19 protein-coding genes and 1 tRNA gene are annotated in these 20,662 nt (G+C 60.7%); 9 read left to right on the top strand and 11 right to left on the bottom strand.

Annotation, left to right across the window (positions count from 1 at the left end):
- Positions 1–69: 69 nt before the first annotated feature.
- Positions 70–2,067, bottom strand: a complete 1,998-nt coding sequence (locus tag ABDW57_RS18940; protein WP_343731729.1) for a hypothetical protein — start codon at positions 2,065–2,067, stop codon at positions 70–72.
- 256 nt (positions 2,068–2,323) lie between these two features.
- Positions 2,324–2,399, bottom strand: a tRNA-Phe gene (locus tag ABDW57_RS18935).
- 78 nt (positions 2,400–2,477) lie between these two features.
- Here ABDW57_RS18935 and ABDW57_RS18930 point away from each other — a divergent pair.
- The 7 genes from ABDW57_RS18930 to ABDW57_RS18900 all read left to right on the top strand — a co-directional run bounded on the left by ABDW57_RS18930 (position 2,478) and on the right by ABDW57_RS18900 (position 10,878).
- Positions 2,478–3,692, top strand: a complete 1,215-nt coding sequence (locus tag ABDW57_RS18930; protein WP_343731728.1) for an FAD-dependent monooxygenase — start codon at positions 2,478–2,480, stop codon at positions 3,690–3,692.
- A 21-nt stretch (positions 3,693–3,713) separates the two neighbouring features.
- Positions 3,714–4,442, top strand: a complete 729-nt coding sequence (locus tag ABDW57_RS18925; protein ID WP_343731727.1) for a DsbC family protein — start codon at positions 3,714–3,716, stop codon at positions 4,440–4,442.
- 29 nt (positions 4,443–4,471) lie between these two features.
- Complete coding sequence (locus ABDW57_RS18920) at positions 4,472–4,930, top strand: (2Fe-2S)-binding protein (RefSeq protein WP_161016799.1); 459 nt, start codon at positions 4,472–4,474, stop codon at positions 4,928–4,930.
- A 13-nt stretch (positions 4,931–4,943) separates the two neighbouring features.
- Entirely contained in the window at positions 4,944–7,166 is a 2,223-nt protein-coding gene (locus ABDW57_RS18915) for a xanthine dehydrogenase family protein molybdopterin-binding subunit (protein ID WP_343731726.1), read from the top strand.
- A 7-nt stretch (positions 7,167–7,173) separates the two neighbouring features.
- Positions 7,174–7,740, top strand: a complete 567-nt coding sequence (locus ABDW57_RS18910; protein ID WP_343731725.1) for a nucleotidyltransferase family protein — start codon at positions 7,174–7,176, stop codon at positions 7,738–7,740.
- Positions 7,737–9,548: a PDZ domain-containing protein gene (locus ABDW57_RS18905; protein WP_343731724.1), complete on the top strand. Its 1,812-nt coding sequence runs from the start codon at positions 7,737–7,739 to the stop codon at positions 9,546–9,548. The genes ABDW57_RS18910 and ABDW57_RS18905 overlap by 4 nt, the downstream gene beginning before the upstream one ends.
- Before the next feature lie 136 nt (positions 9,549–9,684).
- Positions 9,685–10,878 (top strand): GGDEF domain-containing protein, encoded by a 1,194-nt coding sequence (locus ABDW57_RS18900; RefSeq protein ID WP_343731723.1) that lies wholly within the window; start codon positions 9,685–9,687, stop codon positions 10,876–10,878.
- Here ABDW57_RS18900 and trpC read toward each other — a convergent pair.
- The 7 genes from trpC to rpe form a co-directional block, all read right to left on the bottom strand.
- Positions 10,829–11,629, bottom strand: coding sequence for an indole-3-glycerol phosphate synthase TrpC (gene trpC, locus ABDW57_RS18895; RefSeq protein WP_343731722.1), 801 nt, complete (start codon positions 11,627–11,629; stop codon positions 10,829–10,831). The two genes, ABDW57_RS18900 and trpC, sit on opposite strands and share 50 nt — an antisense overlap.
- Before the next feature lie 2 nt (positions 11,630–11,631).
- Positions 11,632–12,270: a LysE family translocator gene (locus tag ABDW57_RS18890; protein ID WP_343731721.1), complete on the bottom strand. Its 639-nt coding sequence runs from the start codon at positions 12,268–12,270 to the stop codon at positions 11,632–11,634.
- A 2-nt stretch (positions 12,271–12,272) separates the two neighbouring features.
- Complete coding sequence (trpD, locus tag ABDW57_RS18885; protein WP_343731720.1) at positions 12,273–13,310, bottom strand: anthranilate phosphoribosyltransferase; 1,038 nt, start codon at positions 13,308–13,310, stop codon at positions 12,273–12,275.
- A 17-nt stretch (positions 13,311–13,327) separates the two neighbouring features.
- Complete coding sequence (locus ABDW57_RS18880; protein WP_160992381.1) at positions 13,328–13,891, bottom strand: aminodeoxychorismate/anthranilate synthase component II; 564 nt, start codon at positions 13,889–13,891, stop codon at positions 13,328–13,330.
- 1 nt (position 13,892) lies between these two features.
- A complete protein-coding gene (trpE, locus tag ABDW57_RS18875) occupies positions 13,893–15,389 on the bottom strand; it encodes an anthranilate synthase component I (protein ID WP_343731719.1) in 1,497 nt (498 codons plus the stop codon).
- A 199-nt stretch (positions 15,390–15,588) separates the two neighbouring features.
- On the bottom strand, positions 15,589–16,281 hold the full coding sequence (locus tag ABDW57_RS18870) for a phosphoglycolate phosphatase (RefSeq protein ID WP_343731718.1): 693 nt from the start codon (positions 16,279–16,281) through the stop codon (positions 15,589–15,591).
- Between the two features lie 4 nt (positions 16,282–16,285).
- Positions 16,286–16,951 (bottom strand): ribulose-phosphate 3-epimerase, encoded by a 666-nt coding sequence (gene rpe, locus ABDW57_RS18865; RefSeq protein ID WP_343731717.1) that lies wholly within the window; start codon positions 16,949–16,951, stop codon positions 16,286–16,288.
- Between the two features lie 158 nt (positions 16,952–17,109).
- On the opposite strand from rpe, the gene apaG reads away from it, so the two are divergent.
- Together apaG and ABDW57_RS18855 are read left to right on the top strand one after the other, a co-directional pair.
- Positions 17,110–17,484, top strand: coding sequence for a Co2+/Mg2+ efflux protein ApaG (apaG, locus tag ABDW57_RS18860; RefSeq protein ID WP_155466021.1), 375 nt, complete (start codon positions 17,110–17,112; stop codon positions 17,482–17,484).
- 96 nt (positions 17,485–17,580) lie between these two features.
- The gene (locus tag ABDW57_RS18855) at positions 17,581–18,807 is read left to right on the top strand and encodes a murein transglycosylase A (RefSeq protein WP_343731716.1); all 1,227 of its coding nucleotides are present in this window, start codon (positions 17,581–17,583) and stop codon (positions 18,805–18,807) included.
- Here the strand turns inward: ABDW57_RS18855 and ABDW57_RS18850 are convergent.
- Both ABDW57_RS18850 and ABDW57_RS18845 read right to left on the bottom strand, forming a co-directional pair.
- Positions 18,804–19,241, bottom strand: a complete 438-nt coding sequence (locus tag ABDW57_RS18850; protein ID WP_343731715.1) for a universal stress protein — start codon at positions 19,239–19,241, stop codon at positions 18,804–18,806. The genes ABDW57_RS18855 and ABDW57_RS18850 overlap by 4 nt on opposite strands.
- Positions 19,242–19,285: 44 nt before the next feature.
- Complete coding sequence (locus ABDW57_RS18845) at positions 19,286–20,557, bottom strand: MFS transporter (RefSeq protein WP_343731714.1); 1,272 nt, start codon at positions 20,555–20,557, stop codon at positions 19,286–19,288.
- Positions 20,558–20,662 lie beyond the last annotated feature (105 nt).

Raw genomic sequence — 20,662 nt, 5'->3', positions numbered from 1 at the left:
GCAGCGCAGTGTTGCCTGTGCAAAACAAAAAAGCCACCCGAATGAATCGAACAACCGATACAGGGATTTTCAATCCAAGTGTCTGGAACAGCGTGGCGCTTCAACGGAACAGTTCACTCCCCATGCATCGCAGATCACACCGTTACGTACCTGCACGATAAGCAAAGGACAGTTGCCGTTAGCCGCCGCGCGTGCTGCAGCCTCTGCGGCGTGACGATGTTCCTCAAGCACATCCACGTGGTCGTCACATTGTAGGCAGAGTACGCACGGATATCTTCCTAGTAGCAAAATTCGTCGATGGGACACACCACTAAGTTGAGGTAGTTCGAATTCGATACCTTCCTCCAATCGTTCTCGTATCGCTTCGCCCATATCCCGGATAATGGCATCGGTACGAAGGAAACCACGTCTGCGGTTGACATCAAGCACCTGCAGAACGTGGCTGAACCACTTGGTAAAACGTTGCCGGGGCGGTGAGGCTTGTTCCCAGTTCTCTTGGCTGAAGTATGCATTGACTGGTGTTGCCGCTTGCCCATGAGCGATTCGTTCAATTCCCGTGGATACCATGAAGTCAGTGGCGAGATCAAAACGCTTATGGCTGATATATAGGCCCAGGTGATCGGCTTCGTCGACGAGGACGAGCTCCTTGCGGGCGGCTAATCGCTGGCGGACTATTAGATAGTGAATTAGTTCCCCTGCCGTCGGTAGGAACCGGTTCAGGATAAATAGGTCGTCGATCGCCATGGCGACGAATGGGAACCGTCCCAGAATCGGGACGATGCCGGGAAGTTGCTTGCTGGAGGCCGAAAAAGGTACGAAGCTTTCTATGGTGAGGCCGATCGGAAAAACAAGACGGAAGTCGCTGAGTCGAAGCTTTCCGACGGGACTTTTCTTTCCGTTTGCGTCCTCTTGAAACAGCATGACCTCAGCCCTTGAATTGGCGTATTCAAGGAAGCGCTTTCCTTGGTCATAAGCTTTTTTGATGAGCTCTTGGATTTTCCTGCTGTACTTATCGAAATCGAGCTCCGGTGAATGTGTCGGCATTCCACCGCCCTTTGCCTCGACGACGAACAGTACGTCGTCCAGCCAGATTAAGAGGTCGAGCTCGCACCATTTGTCGGTGCCGACCTCTTTGTAGTAGACCGACGACAGAGTGCGTGCGCCCGCAAGCTGCCGCGCGAAAATCCGTGTGAACCCGGATTCCGTTGCGTCTGTTTGCCGCTTTGTCCATTTCGCATCATAGCCCGGAATCCGGTTGCGCAGTCCGCGCTGTATGGCACGGTAAACGCTGTCGCGCAGAAAATAGGGATCGCATGCATAATGTCCGTCACTGAGGCGAACCAGCGGCTTTAGGCGACCCGGTAAGGTGCGAAGCGGTGTGCCGCAGAGCAGGCCTGGGCCGAAAAACTCAGCGCTTTCACCTGGCTGATAGGATAGGTCATCCAGCAGCTCGGCCGGCAAGCCGCTTGTGTGAGTCACATTGTTGAAGTTAGGTGAGGGTGTGTGCCTTGGTTGCAAGAGGGCTGTTACAGCGGCTTGCAGACCGTCGGCAATGGCCCTGGCATTGACGTTATATGCCTGCTGTAGCGCGTCGTCGTGAGGTTCCAAAGCAAACTTCAGGAATTCCGCCTCCAGCACGCCATAACGATGGGCGCGGCTAAAGATCCAGCTACTGAGAGCTCGGAAGTGTAGCTCACCGGAATGGTGGCCGAATTCACCCTCCCGGTGCTCAGCATTAACTGCTCTGCAATACTTCATGCTTGCATACCGCATATCGGCTGTTTCGCGTAGAACGGCTTGCATGGCGTCGATGGAAGTATCGCTTCCCCAAGCATCTCCCTCGTAGCTGGCTAACACCGCATGCAGATACTCCATTGCCATGGTGATGTCGATCGCCTCAGAGGTGCGACCGGCTTTATCGTCAGGTGTACTGCCCTGTTGCCACAGAAGCGCCAATAGGGGCATGGGGGCGCACCTAAGAATTGCCTCGCGCAGGCGTGCGGCTGTGGATTCGAGCGCAATGCGCGTGGCGTCAGGATCGACAGGCAGTGTTTCGAGCGGTCTCATAATTTTCCGATCCTTAGCCGTTACTCCATTACGGACTTGCACAGAACACATCTTTTCTTTTATGAAACTTGAAGGGCAACCTGCTGCTGTTTGCGACTCTGAGAATTTAGATTGGTTTAATAGTCCAAGTCTTGCGGGACCCCTACATTGGGGCATTTGGACAATTTAGTCGGCGGTAGGCCTGGGAAAGATGCTTAGCTTGGCCTGAAAACACGAACGCCGATCTGCAGGGATCGGCGTTCGTGAAAGATATTCTTGGTGGCCCGGGGCGGAATCGAACCACCGACACAAGGATTTTCAATCCTCTGCTCTACCAACTGAGCTACCAGGCCAAGGAGCAGAATTATAGCATGCGGCTGGCAAAGCGCAAGGGGGCAATTTCCATTTCCTACAAACGCTATAATGGCCGGATGAATAAACCCACCTCTCCCGCTGCGCTGCGCGTGATCGAAAGTGATATTTGCATAGTTGGCAATGGCGCGATTGCCAAGACCGCGGCGCTGGGCCTGGCCCAGGCTGGCCTGAGCGTGACTTTGCTTGGTCCGCCGCCGCCGATGCCGCCAGCGGCCGATCAGGGGTGGGATGCGCGGGTATACGCGCTCAATCACACAGCACACCGTCTGCTGTCGTCCCTGCGCGTGTGGGATGCACTGGACCACGCCCGCGTGGCGCCGGTCGGCGCCATGATCGTGCAGGGTGATGGCCCGCGTGCCGGCGGCCTGGCGTTCGATGCCTACGGCGCCCACGCCAATACGCTGACCTGGATCCTGGAAGACCGCAACCTGAATCAGGCGCTGGACGCCGCGTTGCGCTTCGCCCAGAACGTGAAGATGGTGAGCGGCCGCGCCACCGGCCTGCTGCGCGCCGCCGACAGCGCCTCGGTCCATCTGGATGACGGCAGCAGCATCAGGGCCGCGCTGGTGGTGGGCGCCGATGGCGCCCAGTCCTGGGTGCGCGGCCAGTGCGATATCGGCCTCGATTACCGCAGCTACAATCAGCGCGCGGTGGTCTCCAACTTTGAATGCGAACGGCCGCACCACGGCGCGGCCTATCAATGGTTCACCGGCGCCGATGGCATTGTGGCCCTGCTGCCGCTGCCTGGTAATAAGGTATCGCTGGTGTGGTCGGCGCCGGAACAGCTGGCCGACACGCTGCGTGCCGAGTCGGCGCAGCAGATCGCCGACCGCCTGGCCATCTATGCCCGCGAAAAGCTGGGCGCCCTGACGCCGCTGCAACCGGAACTGGTGCGCGACTTCCCCTTGCGCCTGATGCGCCCGCACAGCATGATCGCGCCGCGCGTGGCCCTGGTGGGCGACGCCGCCCATGTGGTCCATCCGCTGGCCGGCCATGGCATGAACCTGGGCTTTGCGGACGTGGCGCAGCTGGTGAGAACCTTGTCCGAACGCGAGCCCCATCGCAGCATCGGTGACGATCGCGTGCTGGCCCGCTACGAGCGCGCGCGCAAGGAAGATGTGCTGCTGATGCAGCTCACCACCGATGGTCTGGCGCGCTTGTTCGAGACCGATATTGAGCCCCTGCGCGTGGTTCGTAATTTCGGATTAAACTTGTTGGATAAATTACCTGTGCTGAAGCGCCGCCTCATCTCTCACGCGATGGGCAAGTAATCAGTCGTTACCGGAGAAGTTATGAGAAAGAGTAAGTTTGCGTTGCTGTCCCTGTCCGTTTTGATGGCATCCTGCGTCGGCGCGCAAAACCCGCCCAGCACCGAGTCGATCAAAAAGCTGATCGAGCCGCGTCTGGGGGAAAACGTCAAGGTGGATTCGGTCAAGGAGACCCCGTACAGCGGCCTGTATGAGGTGCGTATCGGCAGCGACATCCTGTACACCGACAAAACCGCCACCTACCTGATCAACGGCCACGTATTCAATCTGACCACCGGCGCCGACCTGACGCGCGAGCGCATTGACGAAATCTCCAAGATCAAGTTCTCCGACCTGCCGCTGGATAAAGCCATCAAGACCGTCAAGGGCGACGGTTCGCGCGTGATCGCGGTGTTTGAAGATCCTAACTGCGGCTATTGCAAGCGTCTGCGTCAGACCACGCTGAAGGAAACCGACAACGTCACTATTTACACCTTCATGTACAACATCCTGTCGGATGATTCGTTTACCAAATCGAAGAACATCTGGTGCTCGGCCGACCGCAGCAAGGCATGGGATGACTGGATGATCTCCGGTAAAGCCGCGCCGGCCGCCGCCGCGTCGTGCGATTCGCCGAACGATGAAGTGCTGGCGCTGGGCCGCAAGCTGGGGGTATCCGGCACGCCGGCCATCTTCTTCGCCGACGGTTCGCGCGTCCCCGGCGCCATCGACGCCAAGACGCTGGAGGCCAAGTTCAGCAAGGTTAAGCAGTAATCACAACGCAGCGACAACAGGAGACTTGAATGATCACTTTGAACATCAACGGTAAAGATGTGCAGGTAGACGCCGATCCCTCGACGCCGATCCTGTGGGCCTTGCGCGATAACCTGAACATGACCGGCACCAAATTCGGTTGCGGCATGGCGCTGTGCGGCGCCTGCACTGTGCACCTGGGCGGGCAGCCGATCCGCTCCTGCGTGACGCCGATTTCGGCCGCCGCCGGCCAGAAGATCACTACCATTGAGGCCATGGAAACCGACAAGGTGGGCAAGGCTGTGCAGGACGCCTGGGTTAAGATCGACGTGCCGCAATGCGGCTACTGCCAGAGTGGCCAGATCATGAGCGCCACCGCGCTGCTGCGCACGAACAAAAATCCGTCGGATGCTGACATCGATAACGCCATGAGCGGCAATATCTGCCGATGCGGCACCTATCAGCGCATCCGCGCCGCCATCAAAGACGCCGCCAAATCCATCGCCTGAGGAGGACATCATTATGCGTATCGAATGGCTTAATCAGGGCATGATCGCCAGCGCTTCGGCTTCCGGCATGTCGCGCCGCAGCTTCATGAAGGCCGGCGTGCTCGTCGGCGGTGGCTTTGTGCTGGGCTTCGTGGTGCCGGGCGGCGGACGTTTCGCCAATGCGCAGCAGCCGCCGGCCAAGGTGTATGAGCCGAACGCCTTCCTGCACATCGCGCCGGATAACCGCGTGACGGTGCAGGTCAACCGCCTGGAGTTCGGCCAGGGCGTGCAAACCGCGCTGCCGATGCTGATCGCGGAAGAACTGGACGCCGACTGGTCGATGGTGAACGGCGCGCTGGCGCCGGCCGGCGATCAGTATAAAGACCCGGCGTTCGGCATTCAGATCACCGGCGGTTCGGGCAGCGTGGCCCACTCGTATCTGCAGTACCGTGAAATCGGCGCCAAGGCGCGCGCCATGCTGATCGCGGCGGCAGCCGAGCAGTGGAAGGTGCCAGCTGACCAGATCAAGACCGTCAAGGGCACGCTGATCGGCCCATCGGGCCAGAAAGCCACCTATGGTTCGCTGGCCGAAGCAGCCATGAAGCAGGCGGTGCCCGCCACCGTCAAGCTGAAAGACCCGAAAGACTTCACCATCATCGGCAAGCCGGTGAAGCGCCTCGACGCGCGCGCCAAGTCCAGCGGCAAGCAGCAGTTTGGCATGGACTTCAAGGCGCCGGACAGCAAGGTCGCCGTGGTAGCGCGTCCGCCGGTGTTCGGCGCCAAGGTCGCCAAGGTTGACGCCAGCAAGGCCAAAGCCATCAAGGGCGTGATCGATGTGCTGGAAGTGAAGACCGATCGCGGCGGCAGCGGCGTGGTGGTGATCGCGGACGGCTACTGGCCGGCCAAGACCGGACGCGAAGCGCTGGCCATTGACTGGGATACCAGCGGCGTGGAAAAGGTCAGCAGCGAGAAGCAGCTGGCCGAGTTCAAGACGCTGTCGCAAAAGCCGGGCAATCCGGTGCGCAAGGCCGATACCTCCAGGCTGGCCGGCGCGGCGAAAAAGATCTCCGCCGTGTATGAGTTCCCGTATCTGGCGCACGCGCCGATGGAGCCGCTGAACTGCGTGGTCGATCTGCGCAAGGATGGCTGCACGGTGTGGGCCGGCTCGCAATTCCAGACCATCGACCAGGGCGCGATTGCCGCCACCGCCGGCCTGAAGCCGGAGCAGGTGGTGCTGAATACCATGATGGCCGGTGGCGGCTTTGGCCGCCGCGCGGTGCCGACGTCCGATTATCTGGTGGAGGCGGTCAACATCGCCAAGGTGTGGCAGGCCGCTGGCCACAAGGAGCCGATCAAGGTTATCTGGAGCCGCGAGGATGATATCAAGGGCGGCTACTACCGTCCGTCGCACGTGCACCGTGCCGATATCGGCATCGATGCCAAAGGCGAGATCGTGGCGTGGAATCACGTCATCGTCGGCCAGTCCATCATTTCCGGCACCCCGTTCGAGCCGATGATGATCAAGGACGGCGTTGATGCGACCATGGTCGAAGGCATGGGCGAGCCGTATGAAGTGCCGCTCAATCTGAGCGCGCACTCGGTCAAGGCCAACGTGCCGGTGCTGTGGTGGCGTTCGGTCGGTTCGACCCATACCGCCTATGTGATGGAAACCCTGATCGACGAAGCCGCGCATGCGGCCAAAATGGATCCGGTGGCGTATCGCAAAAAACTGATGGGTGAGAAGGGCAAGCGCCACATCGCCGCACTGGAACTGGCGGTCGCCAAGTCGGGCTACGGCAAGAAGGCTTTGCCGAAAGGCCAGGCGTATGGCGTAGCGGTGCACGAATCGTTCAACACCGTGATCGCCTACGTGGTGGTGGCATCGGTGAAGAATGGCCAGCCCAAACTGCACTCGGTCACGGCCGGCGTTCACTGCAACACTGCGGTCAATCCGTTGACCATCGAAGCGCAGATCCAGGGCGCGGCGCTGATGGGCCTTGGCATGACCCTGCCGGGCGCCGCCATCACGCTGAAGGACGGCGTGGTGGAGCAGCAGAACTTCAGCGATTACACCGTGGCGCGCATGACCGACATGCCGAAGATCGACGTCCATATCGTGCCGTCCAACGATCCGCCGACCGGCATGGGCGAACCGGGCCTGCCGCCGCTGGCGCCCGCGTTTGCCAACGCGCTGTTCAAGTTGACCGGCAAGCGCCTGCGCAAACTGCCGTTCGACCTGGCCAGCGCCCAGGCGTAAGCGGCGGATGGCGATAACCGGCATCCTGCTGGCAGCCGGGCGCGGTCGACGTTTCGACCCGTCCGGCGTGGAAAACAAACTGCTGCAAACATTGGCCGACGGCGATATCGTCGTCGCCGCCAGTGCGAAGAATATGCTGGCCGTGCTCCCGCGCGTGCTGGCTGTGGTGCGCGAGGGCGACGACAAGGTCGCCGCGCTGCTGGGCAGCCTCGGTTGCGAGGTGCGCATCTGCGCCACCGCCGATCTGGGCATGGCCGAATCCCTCACTACCGCAATCGACTACACCAAGGGCGCCGAAGGCTGGCTGATAGGGCTGGGCGACATGCCGCACGTCCGGCCGGACACCATGCGCGCATTGGTCGCTACAATAGAGCGTGGCGCGCGCATCGCGGCGCCCGTGTTTGCAGGGCGGCGCGGCAATCCGGTCGCCTTCAGTGCATATCACTTGCCACTGCTGCTGGCGCTGGAAGGCGACCAGGGCGCGCGCGCGATTTTGAAAAGCCATGCGGTCAGCGAAGTGGTGGTCGATGATGACGGCATCGTGCGCGACATCGACACAAAACAGGACTTATGATGAAAAAAAACCAGGCAGCTATCGCTTATACCATCGTCGGCCACGATCTGGCCGCGCACTTGTTCCATGTTTCGGTCACGGTGGCGTCCCCGGCCGAAGTGGGCCAGGTTTTCGCGCTGCCGGCGTGGATCCCCGGCAGCTACATGATCCGCGAGTTTTCGCGCAATATTGTGCGCATCCGTGCCGAATCGAAGGGCCAGCCGGTCGAACTGACCAAGCTGGATAAGCACTCCTGGCAGGCCGCCCCGCTGGCCGACCGCAGCGCCCCGCTGACAGTGCACTATGAAGTCTATGCCTGGGATCTGTCGGTGCGCGCCGCGCATCTGGACCAGAACCACGGCTTCTTCAACGGCACCAGCGTGTTCCTGCGCGTGCTCGGTCAGGAAGAGCAGCCGCACGTGGTGGATATCCAGCGTCCGGCCGGCCAGGCGGCGGCAAACTGGCGCGTGGCCACCTCGCTGCCGGAACTGAAAGCGAAACGTTATGGTTTTGGCACCTACATCGCCGCCAATTACGATGAGCTGATCGATCATCCGGTGGAGCAGGGCGACTTTGCGCTGGCCACCTTCAAGGCGCACGGCGTCCCGCACGATATCGTCATCACCGGCCGCGTGCCGAATCTGGATCTGGCGCGCCTGAGCGCTGACCTGAAAAAAATCTGCGAAACCCAGATCGCTTTCTTCGAGCCGAAGACCAAAAAGGCGCCGATGAACCGCTACGTCTTCATGACCATGGCGGTAGGCGACGGCTACGGCGGGCTGGAACACCGCGCTTCGACCGCGCTGATCTGCAACCGCAACGACCTGCCGACCACCTCGTCCAGAAGCAAGGAAATCAGCGACGGCTACCTGCAATATCTCGGTCTGTGCAGCCACGAATACTTCCACACCTGGAATGTGAAGCGCATCAAGCCGGCCGCGTTCGCGCCATATAACCTGCAGGTCGAGAATTATTCGCCACTGCTGTGGTTATTCGAAGGTTTCACCAGCTATTACGATGATTTGATGCTGGTGCGCGCCGGCCTGATCGCTGAACCGGCGTATTTCAAATTACTGGGTAAAACCGCGGGCAGCGTGTTGCGCGGCAGCGGGCGCACCAAGCAAAGCGTAGCCGATTCCAGTTTCGACGCCTGGGGTAAATATTATCGCCAGGATGAAAATGCGCCGAATGCGATTATCAGCTATTACACCAAAGGTTCTTTAATTGGCCTGGCGCTGGATTTGAGTATCCGCGCCAAGACCGGCGGTAAAAAATCGCTCGACGATGTCATGCGCACATTATGGCAGCGTTATGGCCGTGATTTTTATCATGGCGGTGGCCGCGGTGTCACGCCGGCTGAAGCGGAAGCCTTGTTTGACGAAATCAGCGGCGGCCGCTTCAAGCCATTCTTCGATAAATATATTCGCGGCACGGAAGATTTACCACTGGCTAAATTGCTGGCGCCATTCGGCGTTAAATATAATGACGAACGTAAATCGTCCAAACCAAGTTTCGACGTGAATCTCGGCCGCGACGGTAATGATTGCAAATTGTCCGCCGTCCATGAAAATGGCGCCGCGCATCGTGCCGGATTATCTGCCGGCGATATTATAATTGCGGTTGATGGTTTGCGCGTTACCGCCACCAATCTGGATAATCTGCTGTCGCGCTATGCCGTGGGCGATACGGTGGAAATTCACGCCTTCCGCCGCGACGAGCTGATGACCTTTAATCTGACCTTGCAGGGCGACCGCGTGCCAGGCATTACCCTGACATTGGAACAGCCCGGCAAGAAAGCTGCCGGGCCGCTCCGTCCAAGCGCAAGCTGACAAAAAAGGCCGCATCCCCTGATGCGGCCTTTTTTTCGCCCAGTTCATGCCAGTTTTTAGCATATACCAGCCAGTTTCCAGCGTGCTTTCCGCTTTGTTTTCCCCGCTGGCGCTTTGTGGTTTAGAATCGGCCCCGATGAATTTACCCGATCCCTTCACCATATTGCTGATGGCAACGCTGATGGCTGTCGCCATGAGCGTCGTGCTGTACTCGGCGCATCTGAACTTTCCCAAAGAAATACGAGGCTTACGCGAGTGGGCATTGGCGCTGGTATTGCTGGTGGGCGGCGTGGTGGTATTCGCCCTGCACGGTAAATCGAATATTCTGCTTTTGATCGCCAATATCGTCATGACCTGGGGGCTGGGATTAATGATGATCGGCACTGAGCGTTTTTATGAAATCAAACCGTCATGGCGGCTATTTCATTTAAGCTGGATATTAATCGGCGTGCTGCTCAGTTACTGGTTGTGGATTACGCCGCATTTCCCTATGCGCGTCGCCATTTCTTCAGTAGTGGTATTTGTCCTGCATGTGCGCGCCATAGGTGTGATCCTGAAATATGGCGACCGCCACTTTTCCATGTGGTTTTTCGTTACTTTAATGATTATTGAATCCATTATGGTTGCGGTACGCGGGATATTGGCGGTAAGCAGTGACAGCGATGTAAACCTGCTAGGCACGGGCACATTTGCCAGTTTATATCTGGCCACTGCCCAGTTCATGACTTTGATGATGACAGTGGGTTTTATGACTGTCTGCACGCGGCGTTTGCAGGTCACGCTGGAGCGCCGTTCCACGCTGGACCCATTAACTGAGGTATTAAACCGCCGTGGTTTTGCCGATATCTACGCCAAAGAGCATGCGCTGATGCGCCGCGAAGGCACATTCATGACCATGCTGAATATCGATATCGATTACTTTAAAAAGATTAACGACTCCCACGGTCACGCCGTTGGCGACCGCGTATTAATCGACGTGGCGCAAGTGATTACCAAAGCCTTGCGCGCGTCCGACCATTTAGCCCGTTTCGGCGGCGAGGAATTTGTGGTGCTGTTGCCGGCTACCGGCCTGGACCGGGCGCTGCATATCACCGAGCGGATTCGGACCGCGCTGCGCACGTCCCGCCCAGAGGTGCCGCCGTACACCGTCAGCGTGGGCGTGGCGTGCCAGACCAGCGCGGAAGAAAGCCTGGATGGCATCCTGGTCCGCGCCGACAAGGCGTTGTATTGCGCTAAGGAAAGAGGGCGCGACCGTTACGAGATCGCGCCAGAGCCGCTGCTCAGCCGAACAGGCGAGCCAGTTCGACGCCAGGGTCAGGCGCGCGCATAAACGCTTCACCCACCAGGAAGGCGTGGACATTGGCGTCGCGCATGGTTTTGACGTCGGCCGGGCTCAGGATGCCGGATTCGGTGATCACCATCTTATCCGCTGGCATGCGATCCAGCAGGCCGAGGGTGTTTTGCAGCGAAACCTCAAAGGTGCGCAGATTGCGGTTATTGACGCCCAGCAGACGGGTTTTCAGCTTGAGTGCCGCAGTCAGCTCGTCGCCGTCATGGGTTTCGACCAGCACGTCCATGCCCAATTCATGCGCCGCGGCTTCCATCTCCGCCATCAGGCCGTGATCCAGGGCCGACACGATCAGCAGAATGGCATCGGCGCCCATCGCGCGCGCTTCGTAGATCTGGTAGATGTCGATCATGAAGTCCTTGCGCAGCACCGGCAGCGAGCAGGCGCCGCGCGCCTGCTGCAGATACGCCACCGATCCCTGAAAGAACTGCTCGTCGGTCAGCACCGACAGGCACGCGGCGCCATGCGCTTCGTAAGTGGCGGCGATTTCCGCGGGGCGGAAGTCGGCGCGGATCACGCCCTTCGATGGCGAGGCTTTTTTGATTTCGGTGATGACGCCCGCCTTGCCGGCGGCGATCCTGGCGCGCAGGCTGGCTTCAAAGCCGCGCAGGCCGGCGCGCAGTTCGGTGTTGGATTCCACCTCGTCGCGCAGGCTGGCGAAGCTGCGGTATTTTTTGGCGGCGGCGACTTCGTCGGCCTTTACCGCGAGGATTTTATTCAGAATGTCAGACATGATTAACGTTGCTCCGAGAGTGCAAGGCGCACGCCGAGGGCCAGGAACAGGCCACCCATGGTGCGGTTCAGCCATAGCGACACCAGCGGCTTGATTTTCAGGCGCGTGCTGGCAAAGGCGGTGAACAGGGCAAGGCCGTGGCAGTACAGCATGCCGTTAACATTAAAGACCGTGCCCAGGATGATAAAGGCCAGCGGCTTGTTGCTGGAATCGGCCGAAATAAACTGCGGCACAAACGCCAGGAAAAACAAGGCCACTTTAGGATTCAATACATTGGTCAGCAAACCCTGGAAGTAGATCTTGCGCCATGCGAGCGGCTGCAGGGCCGGTGCTTCCGGCGTTTCTTCGCCGCGCATTTTTGCGCGCAGCATGCCGATGCCCATGTAGACGATGTATGCCGCACCGACCCACTTCACCACCGTGAACGCGGCGGCGGAGGTCGACAGCACGGCGGACAGGCCCAGCGCCGCCGCCAGCACATGCACCATGGTGCCGGTACCGATGCCCAGCGCGGCGGCCGAACCGGCGCGCCAGCCCTGCGTCGCGCTGCGCGTCATGATCAGCAGGTTGTCCGGTCCGGGCATAATGTTCAGCAGCAGGCCCGAGATGATAAACAGCGTCAGGTCATGGATGCCGAACATGATTACGCCCCTTTGCCGAGGGCCTGGGTCACTTCGACGAATTGTTCGATCTTGCCCAGCGCCGCGCCGGAATGAATCGCTTCGCGTGCGCGTTTCAGACCATCCTCAATCGAGCTGGCCACGCCGGCCGCATACAGCGCGGTACCGGCGTTGAGCGAGACGATATCGTAAGGCGCGCCCGGCTCGCCGCGCAGCGCTTCCATCATGCGCTGCCTGGATTCAGTCGCATCGGCCACGCGCAGATTGCGGCTGGCGATCATCGACATGCCGAAATCTTCCGGATGGATTTCATACTCGCGGATCTCGCCGTCGATCAGTTCACCGACCATGGTGGAAGCGCCCAGCGACACTTCATCCATATTGTCCTTGCCGTAGACCACGATGGCATGCTGCGCGCCCAAACGCTGCAGCACGCGCACCTGAATACCAACCAGGTCGGCGTGGAACACGCCCATCAGGATATTCGGCGCGCCGGCCGGATTGGTCAGCGGTCCCAGAATATTGAAGATGGAACGCACGCCCAGCTCTTTGCGCACCGGCGCCACATGTTTCATGGCGGCGTGGTGATTCGGTGCAAACATGAAGCCAATGCCGGTCTGCGCGATCGATTGCGCGATCTGCTCCGGCTTCAGGTTGATGTTGGCGCCCAGCGATTCAATCACGTCCGCGCTGCCCGACGACGAGGATACGCTGCGGCCGCCATGCTTGGCGACCCGCGCGCCCGCAGCGGCGGCCACGAACATGGCGGTGGTGGAGATATTAAAGGTGTGCGCGCCGTCGCCGCCGGTGCCGACGATGTCCAGCAGGCCGGTGGTGTCGGCCATCGGCACCTTGGTGGAGAACTCGCGCATCACCGTTGCGGCGGCGGCGATTTCACCGATGGTTTCCTTTTTCACGCGCAGGCCCATGGTCAGGGCGGCCACCATGGTTGGCGACATCTCGCCCGACATGATCTGGCGGAACAGGTGCAGCATCTCGTCGTGGAAGATTTCGCGATGTTCGATGCAGCGCAGCAGTGCTTCTTGATGGGTGATAGGCATGACTTATCCTTCTTTAATCAGCGTACGAGGAAGTTCTTCAACAGTTGATGGCCGTGTTCCGACAGGATGGACTCGGGGTGGAACTGCACACCCTCGATGTCGTATTCCTTGTGGCGCACGCCCATGATTTCACCGTCGTCGGTCCATGCCGTCACTTCGAGGCAGGACGGCAGCGAGCTACGCTCGATGGCCAACGAGTGATACCGGATCACTGTGAAGGGGGAAGGCAAGTCCTTGAAGACGCCCACGCCCGTATGCGCGATTAAAGAAGTTTTGCCATGCATGACCTGCTTGGCGCGAATGATTTTGCCACCGAACGCTTCGCCGATGGCCTGATGGCCAAGGCACACGCCCAGGATCGGCTTCTTGCCGGCGAAGTGCTTCAGCACTTCGATCGAGATGCCTGCTTGCGACGGGTCTTTCGGTCCCGGCGAAATGCAGATGTGGTCAGGGTTCAGCGCCTCGATCTCCGCGATGGTGATTTCATCGTTGCGGTAGACGCGCACGTCTTCGCCCAACTCGCCGAAGTACTGCACGATGTTGTAGGTGAAGGAGTCGTAGTTGTCGATCATCAGCAGCATATTAGAACTCCCCATCCAGACCATCTTGCACTTGCTCGGCGGCGCGCAGCACAGCGCGCGCCTTGTGTTCAGTTTCCTGCCATTCCATCTCGGCGATGGAGTCGGCCACGATGCCGGCGGCGGCCTGCACATACAGGTTACCGTCCTTGATCACGCCGGTGCGGATCGCGATCGCCACATCCATTTCGCCGCCGAACGACAGGTAGCCGCAGGCGCCGCCATAGATGCCGCGCTTGGAGATTTCCAGCTCGTCAATGATTTCCATCGCGCGCACTTTCGGCGCGCCGGTCAGCGTGCCGGCCGGGAAGGTGGCGCGCAGCACGTCCAGGTTCGACAGGCCATCTTTCAGCTTGCCCTCGACGTTGGAGACAATGTGCTGCACGTGCGAGTACTTTTCAATGACCAGGCGGTCAGTCACCTTGACGCTGCCGATTTCCGAGATGCGGCCCAGGTCATTGCGCGCCAGGTCGATCAGCATCACGTGCTCGGCGATTTCCTTCTGATCCGCCAGCAGTTCCCTGGCCAGTTCGGCGTCGCGTTCCGGAGTGGCGCCGCGCGGGCGGGTGCCGGCGATCGGGCGCAGCGTGACCTTTTTCTCGCCGTCCGGCGCGGTCTCGTTGCGCACCAAAATCTCCGGCGAGGCGCCGACGATCTGCATGTCGCCGAAATTGTAGAAGTACATATACGGCGACGGGTTCAGCGAACGCAGCGCGCGGTACAGGCTCAGAGGCGAATCGACGTAGGGCTTGCGGATGCGCTGGCCGATCTGCACCTGCATCAAGTCGCCGGCCAGCACGTATTCGTGGGCGCGGGCGACCGCTTTCAGATAATCTTCCTTGGCGAATTCGCGCACGGCTTCGGTGCGTACCGAGGCGCTGGCCACCGGCACTTCCACGCCACGGCGCAGCATCACGCGCAGTTCCTTCAGGCGCTGCCTGGCCTTGGAATAGGACTCGGGCTGCGTGGTGTCGGCGTAGACGATCAGATACAGCTTGCCGCTCAGGTTATCGATGACGGCCAGTTCCTCGGTCACCATCAGCTGGATATCGGGCAGGCCCAGATCATCTTTCGGCTGCGTATGCGCCAGCGTTTTTTCGATGTGGCGTACGGTGTCGTAGCCGAAGTAGCCGGCCAGGCCGCCGCAGAAGCGTGGCATGCCGGGACGGATCGCCACTTTGAAACGCTTCTGGTAGCTCTCGATGAAATCCAGCGGATTGCCTTCGTGCGTCTCGATCACCGTGCCGTTCCTGACGATCTCGGTGCGGTTGCCGAAGGTGCGCAGCAGCGTGGCCGCCGGCAGGCCGATGAAGGAGAAGCGGCCAAAACGCTCGCCGCCCACCACCGACTCCAGCAGGAAGGTGTTCTTGCCGGCGTTCTGGGTCTGGGCCAGTTTCAGGTACAGCGTGAGCGGCGTTTCGAGATCGGCAAAAGCTTCCGCGATCAGGGGAATACGGTTGTAGCCATCCGTGGCCAACGATTTGAATTCGAGTTCGGTCATGTGTTCTCTCCATGCGCCGGCTGAGGTGTGCCAGCGTAGTGGTGCATCAAAAAACCTGTCGCGCGCAAGCGGGCGGACGACAGCAATCAGTTCGGCTTAGTTTTGCCAGGATTGCCAGCGTCGCCACAGCCAGGCCTCAATCGAGCCTGGTTGGTTGACGATGTGTTTTTTGGTGAGAGACGACATTTTGGTCAGTTGTTCAGCGATTGGTGTGATGTGAACGAATCAGGCTAGCCGCTTCTAGCAGCGTGGCTACTATACCATCGGAATCCGTGTCGTGTATAGACTCTCCGTGGTTATATCCATATGGGACCGTCAAAACCGGGCAACCCGCAGCCCGCGCGGCTTGCGCGTCATTCGAGGAATCGCCAATCGCCACCACCTGGGAGGGCGGCAGGTCGAAGTCGGCGCACACCGTTTGCAGCGGCAGCGGGTCCGGTTTTTTGCGCGGCAGGGAGTCGCCGCCGTAGACCACCTCGAAGAACTGGTCCAGGCCTTTCAGCTTCAATAAGGGCGTGGTGAAGCTGATCGGCTTGTTGGTTACGCAGGCCAGGCGCAGGCCTTGCGCCTTCATCGCGGCCAGTCCCTCGGCCACTTGCGGGAACAGGGTGCTGTAATTGCCGTTGATGGCCAGGTAGTGGCGCTGGTAGGCATCCATCGCTTGCGCAAACGCGGCCTCGACGCGCTGCGCGTCCCAATCCAGCCCCAGCACGGAGCGGATCAGGTTTTCCGAGCCTTTGCCGACCATCAGCGCGATCTGCTGCTGGGTGATCGGCCCCAGCCCCAGTTCCTCGCGCATGCCGTTGATTGCGACGTGGAAGTCGGGGATCGTGTCCAGCATGGTGCCGTCAAGGTCGATGATTGCGGCGCGTACGCCTGCCAGTACGCTCATCGTCTTATACCTTGGCCAGGTTGGCGCGCATGGCGTCGATCACGGCCTTGTAGTCCGGCTGGCCGAAGATGGCCGAACCGGCCACAAAGGTGTCCGCACCGGCTGCCGCGGCGGCGGCGATGTTCTCGATCTTGATGCCGCCGTCCACTTCCAGCAGGATGTCGCGGCCGGATTCGTCGATCAGGCGGCGCGCTTCCGCGATTTTCTTCAGCGCCTGCGGAATGAAGGACTGGCCGCCGAAGCCCGGATTGACCGACATGATCAGGATCATGTCGACCTTGTCCATCACGTGCTCCAGGTAGCTCAGCGGGGTGGCCGGGTTGAACACCAGGCCGGCCTTGCAGCCGTGGTCGCGGATCAGTTGCAGCGAGCGGTCGATGTGCTCGGACGCTTCCGGGTGGAAGGTGATGATGTTGGCGCCGGCCTTGGCAAAGTCCGGAATGATGCGGTCGACCGGTTTCACCATCAGGTGCACATCGATCGGCACATCCACGTGCGGACGGATCGCCTGGCACACCAGCGGGCCGATGGTCAGGTTGGGAACATAATGGTTGTCCATCACGTCAAAGTGGATGATGTCGGCGCCGGCGGCTACGACGTTGCGTACCTCTTCGCCGAGACGGGCGAAATCGGCGGACAGGATGCTGGGAGCGATGCGGTAGGTGGTCATGGCGAGGGGCTTGCAATAAAAAAGATGCGCTATTTTACGCCGGTCCGGACGCCAGCGCCCGTTTTCAGGCGCGTCCTCCTTGCATACGGGGCGGATTTGCGGTGCAATGGGTGCTTGGCGATATACAATCGGCAAGTTTGCCATTTAGAGGAATGTTGATGTCCAATTATGAATTTACCGTGTCGGTCAGAACCCAGTACCTGCCGGAGCAGTCGGACCCGGAGCGCACGAATTTTGTGTTTACGTACTCGATCACGATCAAAAATACCGGTACCGTGGCCGCGCAGCTGATCTCGCGCCATTGGATCATCACGGACGCCAACAACCACATCGAGGAAGTGCGCGGGCTGGGCGTGGTCGGCCATCAGCCGCTGCTGCAGCCGGGCGAGCAGTTCGAATACACCAGCGGCGCCGCCCTGCAGACCCCGCAGGGGTCGATGGTGGGCGAATACTTCTGCGTGGCCGAGGATGGCCACCAGTTCGAGGCCAAGATCCCGGAATTCGTGCTGTCGCTGCCGCGCACGCTGCACTGACTACTTCTTGCCCTTCATGGTCCACCAGACGATGAACACCAGCAGGAAGAACGCCACGCCTGCTTCTACCATCAATAGCCACATAGTTATCCTTTTATGTCTCTCACGTCCCGTAGTCTACTCGTTCCGCTGACCGCCGTCGCGCTGGCCCTGGCCGCCTGTACTTCCGCGCCGCTGCCGCCGGAAAAGCCGGCCCAGCCGCCGATGCAGCCGCAACCACAGCCGCAGCCGCCGGCGCCGCCAACGCCGCCGGTCCAGCCTGCGCCGCCAGCCAAACCGGCCGCACTGCAGATGGTGCCGGCCACGTTCGCCGCCCTGCCAGGCTGGGACAAGGATGACTTGCGCGCCGCCTGGCCGGCTTTCACCTCCTCGTGCACCGTGCTGATCAAGCAGGCCACGTGGAAAGAGGCTTGCACCATTGCCCGCTCGGTCAATGCCAATGACGAGCGCGCCATCCGCACCTTCTTCGAGACCTTCCTGGAGCCGAACCAGGTGGTTGCGCCGGACGGCGCCACCGACGGTCTGATCACCGGCTACTACGAGCCATTGCTGCACGGCGCCCGCAAAAAGGGCGGCCCGTACCAGACCCCGCTGTACAAGGTGCCGGATGATATGGTCACCATCGATCTGGCCAGCGTCTATCCCGAACTGAAAGGCATGCGCCTGCGCGGCAAGGTGGTGGGCAAGAAGGTGGTGCCGTATGCCACCCGCGCCGATATCGAGTCGGCCAATTTCAGCGGCAAGGAGTTGCTGTGGGTGGATGATCCAGTCGAGTCGTTCTTCCTGCAAGTGCAGGGCTCCGGCCGCGTGCAGCTGAGCGATACCGGCGAAACCGTGCGCGTGGCGTATGCCGACCAGAACGGCCATCCGTATAAGTCGATCGGCAAATACCTGGTGGAGAAGGGCGAGCTGACGCTGGAGCAGGCCTCGGCACAGGGCATCAAGGCGTGGATTGCCGGTCATCCGACCCGCATGCAGGAGCTGTTCAACGTCAACCCGAGCTATGTGTTCTTCAAAGAGGAAAAGCTGCCGGACCCGAAAGTGGGGCCGAAAGGATCGCTGGGCGTGCCGCTGACGCCGCAGCGTTCGGTGGCCATTGACGCTACCCAGCTGCCGCAGGGCGCGCCGGTGTTCCTGTCCACCACCCAGCCGAACAGCGATATTCCGCTGCAGCGGCTGGTGATGGCGCAGGATACGGGCGGCGCCATCCGCGGCGCGATCCGGGTCGACTACTTCTTCGGCTTTGGCACCGAGGCGGCCGAGAATGCCGGCCGCATGAAGCAGCGCGGCAGCATCTGGGTGCTGCTGCCGAAGAAATTCTAACGCAGGACCAGCACGGGCAGCGTGGTGTGGGATAGCACGCGCTGCGTCTCGCTGCCCAAAAACAGCTTGTTCAGGCCCTTGCGTCCATGCGAGGCCATTATGATCAGGTCGCAGCCGTACTTCTTGGCGGCTTCCACAATCTCTTCATAGGGATTGGGCGACATCGCAATCACCCCTTCAAACGGAATGCCGGCCGCGCTGGCGGCGGCTGCCACCTTGTCGATGTGGTGGCGCGCGGCGTTCTGGATCTGTGTTTCGTACTGGCCGGTGTCGATCATGGCGCCGCTGTCGCCCAACGAGGGCAGCAGCATGGGCTGGATCACCGTGACGGCGACAATGCGCGCCTGGTGCAGTTTGGCGAAATCGACCGCAATGGCGGTGGCCTTGTCCGACAGGTCGGAACCGTCGGTGGGCAGCAGGATGGATTTGAACATGGCTGACTCCCGTGGTTGAGCATTGGAGTCAGCCTACTGGCTAGTCAGCTTTTCTGGCGCACGGATGGCGACAAGGCCAGCAACAGCATCAGCACCACGCTGCCGGCCGCCACGCTGGCCAGTCCGGTGCGGACGTTGAAATGTTCGCCAAGATAGCCGGCTGTCAGCGCGCCGACCGGGGCGATCGCCACGGTCAGGAAGCGCATGGTGGAGACCATGCGGCCCAGGTAGGCATCCGGCGTGACCTTCTGGCGCAGGGTAGTGTAGGGCATCAGGAACAGCATGACGCCGCAGTCGAGGAATAGCGACAGGGCGGCGCAGGCCATGGCGCTGGCCAGCGGGTAGCCAAACAGGTTGGCCGGTATCAGTGGATTGGCGATGTAGGCAAAGCTGCACAGGCCCACGCCAATCAGCATGACGCTGGTGGCGCCAAAGCGCGTGGTGAGCGGCTTGAGCAGCAGAGAGCTGAGCAGCACGCCGACTGCGCCGATCATCTGCGCCACGCCCAGCATGCCAGGACTCATGCCCAGTTCGCGCGTGGCAAAAATCACATGCAGCGCGGCGAAGCCGTAGAACAGCATGTGCCACAGGCCGGACGCCCAGGCCAGTGTGCGCAGCAGCGGCTGGCTCCAGATGAAGCGGAAGCCGTCCAGCACGTCGCGCAGTGGATGCTTGTCGGAAGGCGGCGGTTTCGGGTCGTTGGCGTTTACATTGCGCAGCAGGGCAATCGAGACCACGAAGCCAAGCGCGTTCAGGATCACCGCGTAAGGCGCCGTCAGCCACTGGATCAGCACCCCGGCGATGCCGGGCGCCAGCAGGCGCGAGGCGGAATCGGTGGCGGTGAACTTGGACTGGGCATCGGTCAGCTTGTCGCGGCCGATCATATTGGTCAGGAAGACTTGCTCGGCGCCGCCGCCCACCACGCCGCAGGCGCCGCTGACGAAAGACACCACATATAGCCACTGCACCGACAATATCCCCAGCCACCACGCCAGCGGGATGCTGGCCAGCGCGAGCGCCTGGATCGCCTTGCTGGCCAGCAGTATGGGCAGCTTGCGGTTGCGGTCGAGGAAAACGCCGGCCGGCAGGGCCAGCAGTGCGAACGGCAGCGCGGCCGCCGCGCCCATCATGCCCATCTGGGCTGGCGTGGCTTTCAGCATCAGTACCGCGCACAGCGGCAGCGCCAGCGCGCTGACATAACTGCCAAAGCCGTTGAGGATGGCGCTGGCCCAGTAGCGGCGGAAATCGCCGTTGCGCAGCAGTTCGTCGTTGCGGAGGAAGGTAAAAATGGGATGCTCTTTAGTGCGGATTGCCAAATTTCAATCATACCAGCGCCGACGATAGACGCTACAATCGATCAGTCATATTTCCCTATGGAGGAGCATCCCATGCAATACGAAGACCTGATCGTAGAAGTGCAC

This window comes from Duganella sp. (assembly GCF_039595735.1).
Classification (GTDB): domain Bacteria; phylum Pseudomonadota; class Gammaproteobacteria; order Burkholderiales; family Burkholderiaceae_D; genus Rugamonas.
Note: the sequence above shows the minus strand (reverse complement) of the source record. Positions and strands in the feature narration are given on the sequence as shown.